Raw genomic sequence first — 18,773 nt, forward strand, 5'->3', positions numbered from 1 at the left:
GGGCGGCCGGCTCCGGGGCGTCCCGGCCCGGTCCGCCGCCGGTCCGCCGGCCGGGGCGTCCGCCGGGCCGGCGTCCGGTCAACGCAGCTGCCCGGTCAGCTTGGTGCCGCCCTGCTTGTTGCTGACCGCCAGGGTGCAGGTGCCGTCCCGCATGCCCTGCTGGTAGTAGGCGAGGTACGGCCCGAGCGGGAACCCGTAGAACGGTCCGCCGCCGCCCTGCCGCTTCTCCGCCGCGTCGACCGCCGGGGCGCAGGCCTCGCGCAGTGCGCGGCCGATCTGGCTGTCGCTGGTCAGGCCCTCCGGCAGGAGGACGTTGGCGACCGACTCGGCGTCGTGCGACCCCTCGCAGGGCCGCGCCTCGGACTTGGTGATCACCTTGCTCAGCTGCGGGTGGTCCAGGCAGGTGCCGACCGGGAAGAACGGGTACGGCAGCACCTTGGTGGGCGTCGGGGTGGGGGTCGGCGCCGGGGCGGGCGTGCTGACGGTGGGGGAGGGGGCCGGCGGCGGCAGCGCCACCGGCCGGTGCTCGGGCCAGAGCAGCACGGTGGCGGTCACCCCGAGCAGCAGCACCAGGACGGCGGCGACGGCGAGGACCAGGCCCCGGGGCGGTCGGGAGGCGGCGGCGGGCGGCGGCTCGGTGCTCATGCCCCGAGAATGGCCCACCGGACCGCCTCCCGGCAGGCGGTTCGCACAAATCGTCCGTACCGGCGGCCCGGCGCGGGAGCATGTTCCGCCCGTACCGGCGGCCCGGCGCGGTGGCATAGGCTGGCCGCGGCACGACACGTTCCCAGGAGTTGTGGATGCGCGTCGGAATCACCGGGTACCAAGGGCTTTCGGGCATCACCGAAATGCTCGTACGCGGCGACCTCTGGAAGCTGGTCACCACCTTCGGCCCGTACGAACTGGTCGGTGTCAGCTGTGCCGGAGAAGGGCCGGAGAGCTGGTTCGCGCAGTGCGTCCTGGACCACGGCGGCAAGCTGGAAGTGATCGTCCCCGGCGGGAGTTCGGTCTTCGCGACGGTCGGCGACAGCCACCGCAGCACCCGGCTGCGGCTGATGAACGAGGCCAACGCCGTCCACCGGCTGGCGCCGGTCGCGCACGGCGGGCTCGGGGACGACACCGCCACCGCCCTGGTCGGCATGGTCGACGAGGTGATCGCGGTCTGGGACGGCGCGCCCGGCACCGGGCCCGCCCGGGTGGCCGCCCTGGCCCGCAGGGCCGGCCTGTACGTCCACGAGATCTGGCCCGCGGGCTGCGAGCCGCCCGCCTGACCCGGCGTCCGGGACGCCGTCCGGGCGGTGCTGCCGAGGGGCCCGGCACGCGGGCTGACAGAATGGGGACCATGTCCACCACACCCGCCGCCCCCGGCAGCACCGCCCTGGCCACCGACATCGCCGCCCGTCTCAAGCGCACCGCCGACGGCCTGCTGCCGGCCATCGCGCAGCAGTACGACACCGGCGAGGTGCTGATGCTCGGGTGGATGGACGACGAGGCGCTGCACCGCACCCTCACCACCGGCCGCTGCACCTACTGGAGCCGCAGCCGCAGCGAGTACTGGGTCAAGGGCGACACCTCCGGGCACTTCCAGCACGTCAGGTCGGTCGCCCTGGACTGCGACGGCGACACCCTGCTGGTCAAGGTCGACCAGGTCGGCGCGGCCTGCCACACCGGCGAGCGGACCTGCTTCGACGCCGACGTGCTGCCGGTCACTCGCTAACCTTTCCCCAGCCCGTGGCCCCTCGGGCCGGTCACCCGCACCTGCCGCCCGCAGCCCCGGGGAGCCCGCAGCCCGCGTGACCCCTGGCCCGTAGCCCGTCCCCCAGCCTCACCTCCGCCTCGCCCCCGTCCGCGCCCCGCAGGGCGCCACACAGGAACCGGTGCCGCCGCCCATGGACCTCGACGCCTTCCGCAAGCTCGCCGTAGACACCCGGGTCATCCCGGTCACCCGCCGGCTCCTCGCGGACGGCCTCACCCCGATCGGGCTCTACCGCAGCCTGGCGGGCGAGCGCCCCGGCACCTTCCTGCTGGAGTCCGCGGAGCAGGGCAGCTGGTCCCGCTATTCCTTCGTCGGCGTGCGCTGCGCCGCCACCCTCACGGCCGGCCCCGACGGCAACGCCCGCTGGCACGGCGAGGTGCCGGTCGGCATCCCGGTCACCGGCGACCCGCTCCAGGTGCTGCGCGCGAGCGTCGAGGCCCTGCACACCCCCCGGCACACCGAGGGCCTGCCGCCGCTCACCGGCGGCCTGGTCGGCTACCTCGGCTACGACGTGGTCCGCCGGCTGGAGAAGCTGCCGGAGCTCACCCCGGACGACCTGAAGCTGCCCGAGCTCACCATGCTGCTCGCCACCGACCTCGCGGTGCTCGACCACTCCGACGGCACGGTGCTGCTGATCGCCAACGCGGTCAACCACAACGACCTGGCCAGCGGCGTCGACGAGGCCTACGCGGACGCGGTGGCCAGGCTGGACGCGATGGAGGCCGAGCTGCTCAAGCCGGTCGACCCGGGCCTGGCGACCTTCACGCCGACCGCCGCCGAGGCCGTCTCGCCCTTCGGCGGGGCGCCCTACCGGGCCGCCGTCGAGGAGATCAAGGAGCGGATCCGGGCCGGCGAGGCCTTCCAGGTGGTGCCGTCCCAGCGCTTCGAGGCGCCGTGTCCGGCCTCGGCCCTGGACGTCTACCGGGTGCTGCGGACCACCAACCCCAGCCCCTACATGTACCTGTTCCGGTTCCCCGGCCCGGACGGCGGCGCCGAGGGCGGCTTCGACGTGGTCGGCTCCAGCCCGGAGGCGCTGGTCAAGGTCACCGAGGGCCGGGCGATGGTGCACCCGATCGCCGGCACCCGGCACCGCGGCGCCACCCCGCAGGAGGACGCCGACCTGGCCGCAGAGCTGCTCGCCGACCCCAAGGAGCGGGCCGAGCACCTGATGCTGGTCGACCTCGGCCGCAACGACCTCGGCCGGGTCTGCGCGCCGGGCAGCGTCGAGGTGGTCGACTTCATGTCGGTCGAGCGCTACAGCCACGTGATGCACATCGTGTCCACCGTGACCGGTGAGGTCGCCCCCGGCCGGACCGCCTTCGACGTGCTCACCGCCTGCTTCCCGGCCGGCACCCTGTCGGGCGCGCCCAAGCCGCGCGCGATGCGGATCATCGAGGAGCTGGAGCCCACCCGCCGCGGGCTGTACGGCGGCTGCGTCGGCTACCTCGACTTCGCCGGGGACTCCGACACCGCCATCGCCATCCGCACCGCCGTGCTCCGCGACGGCACCGCGTACGTGCAGGCCGGTGCCGGCGTGGTCGCCGACTCCGACCCGCACAGCGAGGACACCGAGTGCCGCAACAAGGCCGCCGCCGTGCTGCGCGCCGTGGCCACCGCCAACACCCTGCGCGCGCCGCTATCGTGAGAGGCGCGGGGACGTCGAGCCGCACCGGGAGCGGTCGGGCCCGGCCGCGCTGACCGCGGGGCCCGCCCGGGAGGCGCCGGCGGGCGCCGGCTCCGCCGCGGCCACCAGGTGCAGACCACGGACGGGAAGGTCATCATGGCGCCTCAGGACATCAGCCGGTCGAAGGTGGTCCTCGGTGCGGCGCCGCAGATCGAGTCGCAGCTGGCCGGCCGCGGGGAGATCCTCCCGGACGTCGCGGTGGACCTCCCGTCCGTTCCCGGCGGCCTCGTCCCCGCGCTGGCGGTGGTGGCCCCGGGGGCCGGCCCGGACCGGCGCGGCCGCTACCGGGGGAGCGACCTGGAGGCCGTGCTCGACGTGGTGCCCAGGCCCGACCAGGGCGACGAGTTCGCCAGGGCGCTCCGGGCGTACGCGGAGGGCGGTGTCCCGCTCTGCGTCGTGGTCGACCCGGTCGAGGCGGTCTGCACGGTGCACAGCGACCCGCAGCGCACCGGGGGGTACCGGGAGGCCGAGCGGGTGCCGTTCGGGAACGACCTGTACCTGCCGCTGGCGGACCGCACCCTGGTGGTCGAGACCGCCGGGTTCCCGGTCGAGGGCGCCCCGCCCGGGCCGACCCCGGGGGCCTGAGCGGTTCGTGCCCGGGAGACACTGGACGGGTGAGCGCACTCCCTGAACCCCGGACGGCCGAACCCCGCACGCCTGGACCCGGCGTCGCCGAGCGTCCCGCACCCTCGGGCCGGCGCACCCTCGGGCCGATGCTGCTGCTGACCGTGCTCGGCGCCGTCCTGGTGCTGACCGCCGTCAGCCGGGTCTGGGCCACCGGCAAGGTCGCCGGCGTCACCGGGGGCACCCTGGACGTCTCGGTGACCGGCAGCACCGTCTCGGGCCTGCCGACCGGCCTGGCGCTGGCCGCGCTGGCCGCCGCCGTCGCCGTCTTCGCGGTGCGCGGCGCCGGGCGGATCGCGGTCGGCGTGCTGATGACACTGGCCGGTCTCGGCGTGGCGGCCGGCGCCGCCGTGAACGCCGGCGACGCCTCCGCGCTGCACACCGAGGCGGCCCGCAAGCTGGCGCTGGCCGGCGCGCAGGCCGAGCAGGTCGGCCACAGCGTCTGGCCCTGGCTCGCGCTGGCCGGCGGCCTGCTGATCGCGCTCGCCGGGCTGCTGACCGTCCGCTTCGGCCGGGACTGGCCCGGCATGGGCAGCCGCTACGACGCCCCCACCCGCAAGGCGCCCGTCAAGGCCGGGGACACCCCCGCCGACCTGTGGAAGGCGCTGGACCGCGGCGAGGACCCGACGGCGGGCTGAGCCCCGGCCGCCCGCCCGCCGGAACACCCCCGCCGGCCCACCTCCCCGCCGGCGCACCCCGCAGGCCGGACCGGCCCGGCGGGGACTGTGAGCCGATAGACAACCGCCCCCCTTTGGGGCGGGGCGCGGCCGCCCGGCACAATGGACTACGACAACCCGCCAGGAGCCCCCGGGCCTGCCACGACACCGCAGTCCCGGCCGGACCCCGGAGAACCAAGGAGCAGCATCAGATGTCGGCAGCAGCACACGGCCACACCCCCGCCGCCTGGACCGGCGTGACCATCGCCTTCATCGGCTTCACGGTCAGCGGCGTCGCGATGATCATCCCGAACGTGCTCCTGGTCTGGGCCGGCCTCGCGGTCGTCCTGCTCGCGGGTGTGGTCGGCAAGGCGATGTCGATCGCCGGCATGGGCCGCCAGCCCAGCCCGCACTACGAGGACGCCCCGGCCGCCGTCGGCGCCGAGAAGAAGACCGCCGTCGCCGCCTGAGGCGCCGCCGCAGACACCGGCGGTCCGGCGGGCGCGCCACGCCCGCTGCCGCTTCGCCCCCGTCGGACGTCCGGCGGGGGCAGAATCGTCCGGGTGAACGCCGCTCCCGCCGCCCCCGCGCCGCGCCCCTCCGTGCTGCGCCGCCTCGGCCGCCCGCTGGGCGCGCTGGCCGCGCTGGCCGCGCCCACCCTGTACGTGGCCTCGGTGGACCCGAACGCCCCCGGCCACTACCCCACCTGCCCGCTGCTGCAGGCCACCGGCTGGTGGTGCCCGGGCTGCGGCGGCCTGCGCTGCGTGCACGCGCTCAGCCACGGGGACCTGCTGACCGCCGCGCACGACAACGTCCTGGTGGTCGCCCTGGCCGCGCTGCTGGCCGTGCTCTGGCTCCGCTGGGTGTGGGCCGTGCTGACCGGCGGCCGGGCCCCGGTGGTCACGGTCGACGGCCGGCGCGCGGTGCTGCTGGGGCTGCTGCTGGTGGTCTTCATGGCCCTGCGGAACCTGCCGGTGGGCGCCGGGCTGGCGCCGCCGGGGGTCTGAGGCGGGTAGCGGCGGCCGCCCGCGATGCGGGCGGGGCGGTCCGCTCCGCGAGACGCGCGCCGGGCGGATGCGCCCCGCGCTCCCCGGTGCCGATACCATCGAAGTGCCAACGGGGGCACATGAGCACAGAATCCTCACCGCTCTGTGTGAACCGCAGCCGTCGGCTCGACTGGACTGCCAGGCCGGGAGGACCCGCGGGTCACCCGGCTCCTAGCTCGCAGAACTAGCAGAATGATGGGGGCGCCCGCGTGAGTGTGCTCGACGAGATCATCGACGGGGTCCGTGCGGACCTCGCGGAGCGGCAGGCCCAGGTCTCCCTGGACCAGCTCAAGGAGCTCGCCGCCAAGGCTCCCGTCGCCAAGGACGGCGTGGCCGCCCTGCGCGGCGACGGGGTGCGGGTGATCTGCGAGGTCAAGCGCTCCAGCCCCTCCAAGGGGGCCCTGGCCGCGATCGCGGACCCGGCGGCCCTGGCGCTCGACTACGCGGCCGGCGGTGCCGCCGCGATCAGCGTGCTGACCGAGCAGCGCCGCTTCGGCGGTTCGCTCGCCGACCTGGACAGCGTCCGGGCGGCGGTCGACACCCCGCTGCTGCGCAAGGACTTCATCGTCACCGCGTACCAGCTCTGGGAGGCCCGCGCCCACGGCGCCGACCTCGCGCTGCTGATCGTCGCCGCCCTCGACCAGCCGGCCCTGGTGTCGCTGATCGAGCGCGCCGGGTCGATCGGCCTGACCCCGCTGGTCGAGGTGCACGACGAGGAGGAGATCGCCCGCGCGGTCGACGCCGGTGCGAAGATCATCGGGGTGAACGCCCGCAACCTCAAGACCCTTGAGGTGGACCGCAACACCTTCGGCAACGTGGTGGACAGCATCCCGGCGCACATCGTCAAGGTGGCCGAGTCGGGTGTCCGCGGCCCGCACGACCTGATCGCGTACGCCAACCTCGGCGCCGACGCGGTGCTGGTCGGCGAGTCCCTGGTGACCGGCAAGGACCCGAAGGCGGCCGTCGCCGACCTGGTCGCGGCCGGTGCCCACCCCGCGCTGCGCAACACCGGCCGGGGCTGACCCGCGACCATGCCGCCCGCCACCCGCCCCGCCCCCGTCCAGGGGCCGGGGGCTGCCCCGATCCCGCCGCGGCCGGGTGCCACGACCTCGCTCCTCGGTCGTGACCCCCACCCCCCGCTGCGGCTCGGCGGCGCGCTCCGCAGCGGCTGCCGCCCGCGCGGCTGCCGCGCGCCCGCGCGCCGGGTGCTGGGGCGGCGGGTGCGGTACGTGATCGGCTGCGAGCCCGGTCAGGTGCAGGGGCGCCGATGGCGCAGGACGTACGGCTGAGCACAGCCCTTCCACGTCACTGCAGTCATCACCGAGAAGGACTTCCACCATGTCCGAGAAGGACTACCTGCCGGGCGCCCAGGTGCCCGACGCCCGCGGCTACTTCGGCGCGTACGGCGGCCGCTTCATCCCGGAGGCGCTGGTCGCCGCCGTCGAGCAGGTCGCCGAGGAGTACGAGAAGGCCAAGGCCGACCCGGCGTTCGCCGCCGAGCTGGACGCGCTGCTGAAGGACTACACCGGCCGCCCCAGCCCGCTCACCGACGTCCACCGCTTCTCCGCCGAGGCGGGGGGCGCGCGCGTCCTGCTCAAGCGCGAGGACCTCAACCACACCGGCTCGCACAAGATCAACAACGTGCTGGGCCAGGCCCTGCTGACCCGCCGGATGGGCAAGACCCGGATCATCGCGGAGACCGGCGCCGGCCAGCACGGCGTGGCCACCGCCACCGCCTGCGCGCTGTTCGGCTTCGACTGCACCATCTACATGGGCGAGGTCGACACCGAGCGCCAGGCGCTCAACGTCGCCCGGATGCGGATGCTCGGCGCCGAGGTCGTCGCCGTGACGTCCGGCAGCCGCACCCTCAAGGACGCCATCAACGAGGCGTTCCGGGACTGGGTCGCCAACGTCGACAACACCCACTACCTGTTCGGCACGGTGGCCGGCCCGCACCCGTTCCCGATGATGGTCCGCGACTTCCACCGGGTGATCGGCGTCGAGGCCCGCGAGCAGGTGATCGAGCGCACCGGCAAGCTGCCCGACGCGGTCGTCGCCTGCGTCGGCGGCGGCTCCAACGCGATGGGCATCTTCCACGAGTTCATCCCGGACGCCGGCGTGCGGCTGATCGGCTGCGAGGCGGCCGGCGAGGGCGTCGAGACCCCCCGGCACGCGGCCACCCTCACCAAGGGCGAGCCCGGCGTGCTGCACGGCGCCCGCAGCTACGTCCTCCAGGACGAGGACGGCCAGACCATCGAGAGCCACTCCATCTCGGCCGGCCTGGACTACCCCGGCATCGGCCCGGAGCACGCCTGGCTCAAGGACACCGGCCGGGCCGAGTACCGCCCGGTGACCGACGACCAGGCGATGCAGGCGCTGCGCCTGCTGTCCCGCACCGAGGGCATCATCCCCGCCATCGAGAGCGCCCACGCGCTGGCCGGCGCCCTGGAGCTGGGCCGCGAGCTCGGCCCGGAGGCCACCATCCTGGTCAGCCTCTCCGGGCGCGGCGACAAGGACATGCACACGGCCGCCCAGTACTTCGGCCTCTACGACGACAAGGGCGGTAAGTGACCGTGGCTTCCAAGCTCAGCGAGACCCTGGCCGCCGCCAAGGCCGAGGGCCGGGCGGCCCTGATCGGCTACCTGCCGGCCGGCTTCCCCAGCGTCGAGGGCGGCATCAAGGCCGTCCGCGCGCTGATCGACGGCGGCTGCGACATCGTCGAGGTCGGCCTGCCGCACTCCGACCCGGTGCTGGACGGCCCGACCATCCAGACCGCGGACGACATCGCGCTGCGCGGCGGCGTGAAGATCAAGGACGTGCTGCGCACCGTGCGGGAGGTGGCCTCGGCCACCGACGCCCCGGTGCTGGTCATGACGTACTGGAACCCGGTCGACCGCTACGGCACCGCCCGGTTCGCCGCCGACCTGGCGGCCGCCGGGGGAGCGGGCTGCATCCTGCCCGACCTGCCGGTCGAGGAGTCCGAGGAGTGGCGCAAGGCCGCCGGGGAGCACGGTCTGGACACCGTCTTCGTGGTCGCCCCGAGCAGCAAGGACCCGCGGCTGGCCGAGGTCACCGCGGCCGGCACCGGCTTCGTCTACGCCGCCGCGGTGATGGGCGTGACCGGCTCCCGGGCCCAGGTCGGCACCCTCGCCGAGGACCTGGTCACCCGCACCCGGGCCACCACCGACCTGCCGGTCTGCGTCGGCCTCGGCGTCTCGACCGCCGACCAGGCCGCCCAGGTGGCGGGCTTCGCCGACGGCGTGATCGTCGGCTCCGCCTTCGTCCAGCGGATCCTGGACGCCGCCGGGGACGAGGAGGCCGCGCTGGCCGCCGTCCGCACCCTGGCCGGCGAACTCGCGGCGGGCGTCCGCCGCCGGTAGCCGCCACCCGCACCGCACCGACGGCCCGTCAGCGCCCCTGCCCCGCAGGTGGGCTGACGGGCCGTCCGCGGTGCGCCGCCGAGTTCGCTCCCGGGCCTGTCGCGACGGCCGCTGCCTGATGCATAGTCGTCCCAGGGGCGCGGTGGACGCGCCCCGGCGGGGGAGGATGGCAATGGCGGCCGCACAGGCAGCGGAGATCGTGGTCAGAGTCGCGCACGGCACGCAGCCGGAGGGGGACCTCCGGGCGGCGGTCGCCAGCCTCGACCTTTGGCTGGAGCGCGAGTCGACCGGGCAGGGCTCCGCCGAGCGCCGGCTCGGCGACCCCGAGCAGCGGCGCCGCACCAAGAGCGGCGAACTCTTCACCGAACTCTGCTTCCGGGTGGCCGAGGGCGTCGCGGTCGAGGCGCTCTACGCCACCGTGCGCGCCGCCGTGACCGCCTGGCGGCGCCACTGGCGCCGGACCCACGGCGCCGACCAGGAGGTCGAGGTCGAGGTGGTGCGTCCCGCGGACGCCCCCGCGCCCGCCGAGGACGCCGGGGACGCCGCGCCGCCCGCCGAGGACGGCACCGGGCCCACCGACGGCGGCGCCACCGACCGGGCGTAGCGCGCGTGGCCGGATGGCTGCCCCGCCCCGGGCGGGTCCGGGCCCTGCTGATCGGCACCACGGACGGCCCCGGCGGCCTGCCCCAGATCTCGGGCGACCTGGCCGCCGTGCGCCGCGCCCTGACCGACCCCCGCTCCGGCATCGCCGAGGCCTCGCAGGTCCGGACGCTGCCCGCGCCGACCGCCGGGTCGGTGCTGGCGGCGGTGCGCTCGGCCCGCCGGCGGCCCCGGCTCGACCTGCTGCTGCTGTACTTCTCCGGCCACGGCCACCTGGACCCCGTCGACCAGTCCCTGCGCCTGGGGATGGCCGACTCCGCCTGCCGCCCGGACCGCCCGGACAGCTTCGGCCTCTCCTACGACGTGCTCGCCGCCGCGCTCCGGCGGACCGGCGCCGCCCAGGTCGTGGTGGTGCTGGACTGCTGCTACTCCGGGCGGGCGCTGCACGACACGGAGCGCCGGGAGAACTGCGCCGTCCTCGCCTCCGTCCAGGCCAACCGGGAGACCCCGCAGGACCACGGCAAGGCCCTCTCCCCGTACACCGAGGTGCTGGTGGAGCAGCTGGGGCTGCCGCCGAACGGGCAGCACACCTCCGGCGTCGACGTCGCGCTGCTGCACGAGCGGATCGCCGGCCGGTTCAAGTTCCGGCTGCTGCCGGTCGGCGACACCGACCGCGAACCCACCCGGGCCGAGGTCGAGGCGCTCTCCGAGGACGACCGGCGGGCGCACTCCTGGAGCCCGCAGTACTCGCACACCGGCAGCGCCGTCATCCTCAGCCGCCCGGGCGGCGAACCCCCGCCGCGCCGCGCCCGGGTCCGGCTGCCCGCCCCGGTCCGCGCCGCCTCGCGCGCCACGGCGGACCGGCTGGCGTCGGCCGCGGCCAGGTGCCGGCCGCTGCTGCCGGGCCTGCGCACCGCCACCCGGCTGGGGGTCGTGCTCACCCTGCTGGCGGGCGGACTCGCCTGGTGGTCGCACGGGGGCGACGACCCCTACCCCTGCCCGCTGCCGCTCCAACTGCGGGTGCTGGCCTCGACCGAGAGCAGGGCGGCGGTGGCGGCCGCCGCGGACGGCTTCGAGGGCTCACCGCTCAACCACCGCAGGCTGGCGCCGGGGGACCGCACCCCGGCGCAGTGCCGCCGGATCACCCTGTCCGTCTACGCGGCGCCGGCCGACCTCACCCGCAGCGCCTTCGCGGCGGCCGCCGACTGGGCGGACGGCGCGCGGCCCGGACCGGGCCCGGCGGCGGCCGGCTGCGACGACCCCGCGCCCGCCGCGAGCCCCGCCGCCGGGGAGGCGGCGCAGGGGGAGGCCCAGCCCGGACCGGCGGCGGCCGGGCGGGGCTGCCTGGTGCCGCTGCGCGACGTCGGCCCGCAGCCCGACCTCTGGATCCCGGACTCCAGCGCCGAACTCGCCGAGGTGCAGACCCGGCCGCCCGCGCTCGACGGCCTCGTCCTGACCTCGCGGGGCCCGCTGGCGCTCACCCCGCTCGTCCTCGGCCTGCCCCCGCAGGTGGCGGCGGACCTGAGCGCCGCCGGCGTCCAGCCGCGCGGATCCAGCTGGGAGACGATCCTGGCCGCCCTGCAGCGGCTGCCGGCCCCCGTCCAGCTGCTGCGGCCCAACCCGGCGACCTCCGCGACCGGCCTGCTGCAGACCGTCGGCCTCTACCTCGGCTACCAGGGGACCCTGGGCCGGCAGGTCACCCTGCCGGACGCCGAGGCCCGAAGACTGGAGAAGGGCTTCGCCGTCCCCGGCCGCTCCAGCGGCGACGCCCGCCAACTGCTCTGCGAACTCGCCTCCCAGGCCGGCAAGCAGGACCAACTGGCCGTCCTGGTCACCGAACAGGCGCTCAGCCGGCTGGACGCGGGGGCGCCGGACGTCACCGGCTGCGCCGACCGGCCCTCGGCCGCGCCGGGGCCCGGACTGGCCCGCTACTACCCGGCCGGCGTGCCCGTGCTCGACCACCCGATGGTGACGGTCTCCTGGCCGGGCGCCCGGGACGGCGCCGAACGGCTGGCCGCCGCCGGCCTGTTCCGTGACTGGCTGCTCGCCCCGGACGGCGGCGGCCGGGCCTGGACCGACCAGGGCTTCGAGCTCCCCGCCCCGGTGGACGGCGCCACCGGCCCCGGCCCCGCCGGGCCCGACACCGCGCAGATCACCACGGCCCTGGCCGGGTACGCCCAGGCCAGGCTGCCCGGCCGGGTGCTCTTCCTGCTCGACGTGTCGGGCTCCACCGCCGACAACGGCAAGCTGGCGGCCTCCGTCGCGGCCCTCGACCGGGCCCTGCGGGTGCTCGGCCCGCAGGACTCCTACGGCCTGTGGACCTTCCCCGCGGCGGGCACCACGGGCTCCGGCCACGACGAGCCGGTACCGCTCGGCTCGACCGACCCGGTCGCGGGCGGGCGGGCGCTGTCCCGGGCGGTGGCCCTGCCACTCTCCGCCCAGCTGTACGAGGCGGTCACCCAGGGCCTCGACGCGCTGCGCGAGGGCGCCGGCCGGCAGCCCCAGCTGCTGGTCGTCATCACCGACGGCGACATCCGCCGCACGGACGACCCGCAGGGGCAGGAGGCGGCGCGCGCCCTGCTGCGGTCGGCGGCGCTCGGCCGGCCGCAGATCCCGGTGGTCGTGGCGGCCCTGCCGGCCGCCGGGTGCCACTCGACGCTCGACGACCTGGCGGCCTTCAGCGGCGGCCGCTGCCTGCCCGGCGCGGACGGTCTGGGCTCCCAACTCGCCGGGCTGGTGGCCGCGGTGGGCTCCGGAGGGACGGGATGAGGAACCGTGTGCGGCAGTGGGCCGGGCACCGGGGCGCCGGCCGGGCCCCGGGGCGGACCGGCCGCCGGCCGGGCGCCCTCGCGGCGGCGCTTCTGCTCGCCGCGCTGGCCGGCTGCACCGGCGGCGACACCCCCGCGCCGCTGTACGGCACGGACGCCACCGGCTGCCCGGACGGGCCGCCCTCGGTGATCCGGCTGGCCACCGGGAGCGACCTGTCCGGCAGCGGCGTGCGCGGGCGCCTGGTCGAGGAGTGGAACCGGCGCTGCCCCGGGCATCCCGTCCGGGTGGTGGAGCTGTCCGCCGACGCGGACCTCCAGCGCAGCCAGATGGTGGCCGCCGAGCAGTCCGGCGGCGCCCGGTACGACGTGCTCAACCTGGACGTCACCTGGACCGCGGAGTTCGCCGAGGCAGGGCTGATCCGTGAGCTGCCCTGGACGGACGACGGCGACTTCCTGGACAGCGCCCGGCGAACGGTGGAGTTCGACCACCGGGTCTGGGGACGGCCGTTCAACACCGACGCGGGCCTGCTGTACTACCGGCTGGACCTGCTGCGCGCGGCGCGGACCCCGGACTCGGGGCCGGACGGCCGGGGGCCGGCCGACTGGCCCGGGCTGAAGCGGGACGTCGAGCAGGTGGACGCCGCCCTCGACCGTGGCGTCCACACGGCCTACCAGGCGGGATACATCACGCAGTTGGGCGACTACGAGGGCCTGACCGTGAACGCCCTGGAGGCCATCTGGGGCGCCGGCGGCGAACTGGCCGGCGCGGACGGCACGCCGGTCGAGGGCAGCCTTCAGGTCCGCGCGCAGAGCGGACTGGACGCGCTGGCCGCGCGCTACCACGACCGCCGGATGATGCCCGCCTCGGCCCGTTCGGCCGACGAGACCGAGAGCCTGCGGGCGTTCGCCGCCGGTGAGGTGGTCTTCATGCGCAACTGGCCCTACGCGTACGGCGTGCTGGCCCAGACCCTGGTGCCCGGCCGGGACTTCGAGGTGACCACCCTGCCGGCCAGGGACCCGGGCGGCGCCCCCGGGGTGTCCGTCCTCGGCGGGCAGAACCTCGCCGTCACCACGGAGTCCGCCCACCCGGAGGCCGCCGCCGCCCTGATCGGGTTCCTGACCGGCCGGGAGAGCGAGCGCTGCCTGCTGGAGGGCGGCCTGGCCGCGACCCGCGACTCGGCGTACGCCGGCGGGCCCGGCGCGCCGCGCTGCCCGCTCACCGCCGGACCGTCCGCCGGACCGTCGGCCGGACCGTCCGCGGGGCCGTCGGCCGGGGAGCCGGAGGGACGGGCGGGCGCCGTCCGGGGCGCGGACGGACTGCCCCGGTACGCGCAGACGCTCCGACGGGCCCTCGGCAGCGCCCGGCCGCGGCCGGCCACGCCCTACTACGAGGCGTTCACGCACGAGGTGCAGGCCCAGGTCGGCCGGATGCTGGAGCCCGCCGGCGGGCCGCTCCCCACCGCCGACGACCTGGACCGCAGGCTGGCGGCGGTGCTGCGGGGCGGCAACTGAGCCCCGGTCACCCCGTCCGGTGGTGGCGCCGGCGTCATGCACCCGAACGAGTGAAGAGTGCGGGCGCCGCGCATCAGCCGCGGTTGACCCGCGTTGAGTGGAGGGACGAATCGGCGGTGCCGTCCGCCGTCCGTCGTTCGTGCACAGCTCAGCCGTCCGGGTGAACGAAGGGGTCTGCCGGTGCCGGGTCTCCAACGAGCCGTCCTGCTCCGGGCGGCCGCCGCCGCGCTGGCGCTCGGTCTCGCGGCCGGGGCGGACACCACGGTCGGACACGCGCTGGCCAGGCGGGGTGTGGAGCGCGCCGAGCGGCAGGCCTGGGAGTGCGCGGAGGCGGCCAGGCTGAGCGCCGCGGCCCGGGCCGACCGGTCGGGCGCGCAGGGCCGCCCGGTCCTCGGCGGGCCCGCCCGCCCGGTCGGCTGCGGAGGCGCGGGACGGTAGCACGGGCGGACGGAACAGCCCAAAAACTCACTCTTTCGGCTTAACGGCCGCATATGGGAGGAACCACCACCGATCCCCTACGGTTCACCAGGAAAGCGTGGGTGACACCACGGCAGATCCGCGTGAGGCCGAGCCCGCCGAGGGCCGGCAGGCGATTCCCGAGGGGGTTCCGATGGCCGGTCAGCAGGGCGCCCCGTCGCACCCGCACACCGCCACCCGGCCGGTCGGCGGCGCACTGCGAAGGGTGGCCGACGGCCCGGCGGGGGAGTGGATCGGCACGGTCGTCCGGCTCGCCCTGGCCGTGGTCTGGGGCTGGGCCGGCCTGGCCAAGATCTCCGACCCGGCGGAGGCCGCGCAGGCCGTCCGGGCGTACGAGATCCTCCCCGAGTCGCTGGTCAAACCGGTCGGCTACGCGCTGCCCTTCCTGGAGGTGGCGCTCGCCGTCCTGCTGGTGATCGGGCTCGGCGTGCGGATCGTCGCCGTGGTCTCCGCGCTGCTGCTGCTCACCTTCATCGCCGGCATCACCTCGGCCTGGGTGCGCGGCATCTCGATCGACTGCGGCTGCTTCGGCGGCGGCGGCACCGTCGACGCCTCGCAGACCGAGTACCTGCAGGAGATCCTGCGCGACACCGGGTTCCTGCTGCTGGCCGCCTGGCTGGTCTACCGGCCCCGGACCAAGCTCTCCGCCGACGCCTGGCTGGCGGCCTGAGCCACACCCGGCCCGGCCCGGTCAGCCCGGGCCGGGCCGGCGCCCACCTCCACCCGCCGGCCCCGGCCCGGCCCCGACCCTGGATGTCCAGTCACATGAGCGAGAAGAACCGAGATGGCAAGCGCACCGCCCGCGAGCGGATGCAGGAGGAGCGGGCCGCGCAGGAGGCCAAGGCCAGGCGCAACAAGAAGCTGATCGTCGGCGGATCGGTGCTGGCGGTGATCGCGGTCGCGGCCGTGGTCGGCGTGGTGGTGCAGAACAACCGCTCCAAGCCGGAGACCCCGGTGGCCGCCCCGGCCGGCACCATCGGCGACAAGAACCTGGTGATCCCGGTCGGCTCGGCCGACGCCCCCTCCACCCTCACCGTCTACGAGGACCCGCGCTGCCCGGCCTGCGGCGCCTTCGAGCGTGAGTTCGGCCCGACCATCGACCAGCTGGAGGACCAGGGCAAGCTCTTCGTCAACTACCACATCGTCTCGTTCATCGACCGGGCGGTGCCCGGCAAGGGATCCCGGTACGGGGCCAACGCCCTGGGCTGCGCCCAGGACGCCGGTCACTTCCGCGACTACCACGACGTGCTGTACCGCAACCAGCCGGACGAGACCAACGACGCCTTCGGCAACAAGGCCACCCTGATCGCGCTCGCCAAGCCGATCCCGGGCCTGGACACCCCGGCCTTCCAGGCCTGCGTGAACGACAACACCTTCGGCGGCTGGGTGTCGGCCGTCCAGCAGGACTTCGACAAGTCCAACTTCAAGTCCACGCCGACCGTGCTGCTGAACGGCGAGCCGGTCTACCCGAAGATGGGCACCGAGGAGATCACCCCGGCCAACCTGGTGAAGTGGGTGGACGCGGCCAACCAGGGCAAGACGCTCGGCACCCCCGGCACCAACGGCCAGAGTGCGGCCCCGACCAGCACCGCCTCGGAGAGCAACAACCCGTCCCCCGGCGCCGGGGGCTGAGCGGCGGCCGCCCGGGCGGGCCCGGGCCGGAGCGGCGCCCTGCTCCGCGTCCGGGCCCGCTCCCCGTCCGGCCCGAGCCCTGCTCCCCGCCCGGCCCCGCGTCCGGGCCTGCGCCTTCGTCGGGGGCGGCCGCGCGGACCGAGTGCGATCTGTGACCCTCGCCGGTGGCCGATCGGGCCCGTCGACACGGTAGCGTCGACCCTGCCATGAATATCGCTTACATTCCGAGCCCGTCGCGGGGCGTCCTGTACCTGGGACCGGTCCCGCTGCGCGCGTACGCCTTCTGCATCATCATCGGTGTCGTCGTGGCCGTCTGGCTCGGCAGCAAGCGCTGGGTCGCCCGCGGCGGCGCCAAGCACACGGTGGGTGACATCGCCGTCTGGGCCGTCCCGTTCGGCCTGGTCGGCGGCCGCCTCTACCACGTGATCACCGACCACCAGCTGTACTTCGGGGACGGCCGGAACCCCTGGAACGCCTTCAAGATCTGGGAGGGCGGCCTGGGCATCTGGGGCGCGATCGCGCTCGGCGCGGTCGGCGCCTGGATCGGCGCCCGCCGGCGCGGCGTGCCGCTGCCCCCGTGGGCGGACGCCCTGGCGCCGGGCATCGCGCTCGCCCAGGCCTGCGGCCGCTGGGGCAACTGGTTCAACCAGGAGCTCTACGGCAAGGCGACCACCCTCCCCTGGGGCCTGGAGATCGACAAGACCCTGCCGGACGGCGAGGTCGTCCAGGGGATCTACCACCCGACCTTCCTGTACGAGTCGCTCTGGTGCGTCGGCGTCGCGCTGCTGGTGATCTGGGCGGACCGCCGCTTCACCCTCGGCCACGGCCGGGCGTTCGCGCTGTACGTGGCCGCGTACACGGTGGGCCGGTTCTGGATCGAGGCGCTGCGGATCGACGAGGCGCACCGCTTCTTCGGCCTGCGCCTGAACGACTGGACGGCGATCGTCGTCTTCCTCGGCGCCGTCGCCTACCTGGTGATCGTGGGGAAGAAGCGGCCCGGCCGGGAGGACCCGGACTCGATCGACCCGGTCTCCCGGGACGAGCGGGCCGCGGCTGCCGCCGCTGCCGCCGCCGAGGGTCCGGCCGGCGAGGCGGACGGGACGGACCGGGCGCCCGGGGCGGACGCGGCCGACGTGATCGACGAGGCGGACGGGTCCGGCCGGGCCGAGGAGGGCCCCCGGGCCGCCGACGCCGCCGCCGAAGCGCACCGGGCGGAGCCGAAGAAGACGCCCTGACCTGCACGTCCCTGCCGCTCCGGCCGCTCCCACCGACCAGGTGGCGGGCGGCCGGAGTGCTGTTCGGACAGCCTTACTTTGCTGGAAAACACCTGATCATCGGACTACGTTCAGTGCTGTGAGAGCCCCGCGGGCAGCCATTCTCACGGCTCTTCGCCGTGCCCGCGTCCGGGCTGGGGGAGTGCACCGACGGAGGACCGACCACATGACCACGACCATCATCGAGCGCCTGACCGACGACCAGCACCCCAAGCCGCGGATCCCCGCCGAGGGCCACCACCGCGACGTGAACGGCGGCTGGCTGCGGCCGGCGGTGTTCGGCGCGATGGACGGACTGGTCTCCAACTTCGCGCTGATGACCGGCGTGGTCGGCGGCGCGGTCTCCAGCAGCACGGTCGTCCTCACCGGCCTGGCGGGCTTGGCCGCCGGTGCCTGCTCGATGGCGGCGGGGGAGTACACCTCGGTGGCCTCGCAGCGCGAGCTGGTGCAGGCCGAGATCGAGGCCGAGCGGCTGGAGCTGAGCCGCAACCCGCACGGCGAGCTGGCCGAGCTGGCCGAGCTGTACGCCTCGCGCGGGGTCGACCCCGACCTCGCGCTGGAGGTGGCCCGCCAGCTCTCGGCGGACCCGGACCGGACGCTGGAGATCCACGCCCGGGAGGAGCTCGGCATCGACCCGAACGACCTCCCCTCGCCGGTGGTGGCGGCGGCCTCCTCGTTCGTCTGCTTCGCCCTGGGCGCGCTGCTCCCGCTGCTGCCGTACCTGCTCGGCGCGACCTCGCTGCTGCCGGCCCTGCTGCTCTCGCTGGCCGGGCTGTTCGCCTGCGGCGCGGTGGTGGCCCGGGTCACCGCCCGCAGCTGGTGGTTCAGCGGGGCGCGCCAGCTGGTGCTGGGCGGGGCCGCGGCCGGGGTGACCTTCCTGCTCGGCCGGCTGATCGGCGGCGCGGTCGGCTGACCCCCGGCGGCGCCGCCCGGGGCGACCCGGGAGAACGGAAGACCGGGGAGAAGGGCCTGGCCGGACGGCGCGGGCGGGGTGACGGGGCAGGCCGGCCCGCACCCCGCCCGCGCCGTCGTGCGATGGCACAGTCCGATGCATGGTTATGCCGGGTGCTGCGTGACGTTCCGCACATGGGACCGAGGTGCTCGGTTGTCCTAGCATCGGCTTCGAGCCCGTCGGCCCGAGGAATCCATACCCCGGGCCGACCCCGGGGTGAGAATCGCAGGCCACCCCGGAGCGATCTTGGTTCAGGGGCGTTTCGCCGCTGTTTCAGGCTTGCGGCATGCGGGCACACTGGTGGGAGCGTGCGGACGAGTGTTCGCCTCCCCCGGCCGGTGCTACCGGTGGGTAATAGGCCCTGACCTGGGGTTTGCGTCCGCCATGTGGACGCCAATGTCCACTTCCCGGG

Annotated in this window: 20 protein-coding genes; 19 read left to right on the forward strand and 1 reads right to left on the reverse strand. The window is 75.7% G+C overall.

The window, feature by feature from the left end:
• Positions 1–78 precede the first annotated feature (78 nt).
• Positions 79–645 (reverse strand): hypothetical protein, encoded by a 567-nt coding sequence (locus IE329_RS02920; protein ID WP_190209168.1) that lies wholly within the window; start codon positions 643–645, stop codon positions 79–81.
• Positions 646–800: 155 nt separating this feature from the next.
• On the opposite strand from IE329_RS02920, the gene IE329_RS02925 reads away from it, so the two are divergent.
• The 19 genes from IE329_RS02925 to IE329_RS03010 all read left to right on the forward strand — a co-directional run bounded on the left by IE329_RS02925 (position 801) and on the right by IE329_RS03010 (position 18,322).
• Positions 801–1,271 (forward strand): hypothetical protein, encoded by a 471-nt coding sequence (locus tag IE329_RS02925; protein ID WP_190209169.1) that lies wholly within the window; start codon positions 801–803, stop codon positions 1,269–1,271.
• A 71-nt stretch (positions 1,272–1,342) separates the two neighbouring features.
• Entirely contained in the window at positions 1,343–1,717 is a 375-nt protein-coding gene (hisI, locus tag IE329_RS02930; protein WP_190209170.1) for a phosphoribosyl-AMP cyclohydrolase, read from the forward strand.
• 172 nt (positions 1,718–1,889) lie between these two features.
• Positions 1,890–3,401: an anthranilate synthase component I gene (locus tag IE329_RS02935; RefSeq protein ID WP_190209349.1), complete on the forward strand. Its 1,512-nt coding sequence runs from the start codon at positions 1,890–1,892 to the stop codon at positions 3,399–3,401.
• Between the two features lie 108 nt (positions 3,402–3,509).
• Entirely contained in the window at positions 3,510–4,025 is a 516-nt protein-coding gene (locus tag IE329_RS02940; protein WP_268257246.1) for a Uma2 family endonuclease, read from the forward strand.
• A 29-nt stretch (positions 4,026–4,054) separates the two neighbouring features.
• Positions 4,055–4,702 carry a TIGR02234 family membrane protein gene (locus tag IE329_RS02945; RefSeq protein WP_229927127.1) on the forward strand — a complete coding sequence of 216 codons (648 nt, stop codon included), beginning with the start codon at positions 4,055–4,057 and terminating at the stop codon, positions 4,700–4,702.
• A gap of 230 nt (positions 4,703–4,932) precedes the next feature.
• Positions 4,933–5,190 (forward strand): HGxxPAAW family protein, encoded by a 258-nt coding sequence (locus IE329_RS02950; RefSeq protein WP_190209172.1) that lies wholly within the window; start codon positions 4,933–4,935, stop codon positions 5,188–5,190.
• A 93-nt stretch (positions 5,191–5,283) separates the two neighbouring features.
• Positions 5,284–5,727: a DUF2752 domain-containing protein gene (locus tag IE329_RS02955; protein ID WP_190209173.1), complete on the forward strand. Its 444-nt coding sequence runs from the start codon at positions 5,284–5,286 to the stop codon at positions 5,725–5,727.
• A 248-nt stretch (positions 5,728–5,975) separates the two neighbouring features.
• Positions 5,976–6,788: an indole-3-glycerol phosphate synthase TrpC gene (gene trpC, locus IE329_RS02960; protein WP_190209174.1), complete on the forward strand. Its 813-nt coding sequence runs from the start codon at positions 5,976–5,978 to the stop codon at positions 6,786–6,788.
• A gap of 9 nt (positions 6,789–6,797) precedes the next feature.
• Positions 6,798–7,055, forward strand: coding sequence for a tryptophan biosynthesis modulator TrpM (trpM, locus tag IE329_RS41985; RefSeq protein ID WP_373311046.1), 258 nt, complete (start codon positions 6,798–6,800; stop codon positions 7,053–7,055).
• 49 nt (positions 7,056–7,104) lie between these two features.
• The gene (trpB, locus tag IE329_RS02965) at positions 7,105–8,337 is read left to right on the forward strand and encodes a tryptophan synthase subunit beta (RefSeq protein WP_190209175.1); all 1,233 of its coding nucleotides are present in this window, start codon (positions 7,105–7,107) and stop codon (positions 8,335–8,337) included.
• The gene (gene trpA / locus IE329_RS02970; protein ID WP_190209176.1) at positions 8,334–9,146 is read left to right on the forward strand and encodes a tryptophan synthase subunit alpha; all 813 of its coding nucleotides are present in this window, start codon (positions 8,334–8,336) and stop codon (positions 9,144–9,146) included. The genes trpB and trpA overlap by 4 nt, the downstream gene beginning before the upstream one ends.
• A gap of 172 nt (positions 9,147–9,318) precedes the next feature.
• The gene (locus IE329_RS02975; protein WP_190209177.1) at positions 9,319–9,750 is read left to right on the forward strand and encodes a hypothetical protein; all 432 of its coding nucleotides are present in this window, start codon (positions 9,319–9,321) and stop codon (positions 9,748–9,750) included.
• Positions 9,751–9,755: 5 nt separating this feature from the next.
• Complete coding sequence (locus tag IE329_RS02980; RefSeq protein ID WP_190209178.1) at positions 9,756–12,515, forward strand: caspase family protein; 2,760 nt, start codon at positions 9,756–9,758, stop codon at positions 12,513–12,515.
• A complete protein-coding gene (locus tag IE329_RS02985; RefSeq protein ID WP_190209179.1) occupies positions 12,512–14,026 on the forward strand; it encodes an extracellular solute-binding protein in 1,515 nt (504 codons plus the stop codon). The genes IE329_RS02980 and IE329_RS02985 overlap by 4 nt, the downstream gene beginning before the upstream one ends.
• A gap of 180 nt (positions 14,027–14,206) precedes the next feature.
• Positions 14,207–14,464 carry a hypothetical protein gene (locus IE329_RS02990; protein ID WP_190209180.1) on the forward strand — a complete coding sequence of 86 codons (258 nt, stop codon included), beginning with the start codon at positions 14,207–14,209 and terminating at the stop codon, positions 14,462–14,464.
• 172 nt (positions 14,465–14,636) lie between these two features.
• Complete coding sequence (locus IE329_RS02995) at positions 14,637–15,173, forward strand: MauE/DoxX family redox-associated membrane protein (RefSeq protein ID WP_190209181.1); 537 nt, start codon at positions 14,637–14,639, stop codon at positions 15,171–15,173.
• Between the two features lie 95 nt (positions 15,174–15,268).
• Positions 15,269–16,135, forward strand: a complete 867-nt coding sequence (locus IE329_RS03000) for a DsbA family protein (protein ID WP_190209182.1) — start codon at positions 15,269–15,271, stop codon at positions 16,133–16,135.
• Positions 16,136–16,341: 206 nt separating this feature from the next.
• Positions 16,342–17,370 carry a prolipoprotein diacylglyceryl transferase gene (gene lgt / locus IE329_RS03005; RefSeq protein WP_190209183.1) on the forward strand — a complete coding sequence of 343 codons (1,029 nt, stop codon included), beginning with the start codon at positions 16,342–16,344 and terminating at the stop codon, positions 17,368–17,370.
• A gap of 205 nt (positions 17,371–17,575) precedes the next feature.
• Positions 17,576–18,322 carry a VIT1/CCC1 transporter family protein gene (locus tag IE329_RS03010; protein WP_190209184.1) on the forward strand — a complete coding sequence of 249 codons (747 nt, stop codon included), beginning with the start codon at positions 17,576–17,578 and terminating at the stop codon, positions 18,320–18,322.
• Positions 18,323–18,773: the final 451 nt, after the last annotated feature.

This window comes from Kitasatospora indigofera (assembly GCF_014655955.1).
Lineage (GTDB): Bacteria > Actinomycetota > Actinomycetes > Streptomycetales > Streptomycetaceae > Kitasatospora > Kitasatospora indigofera.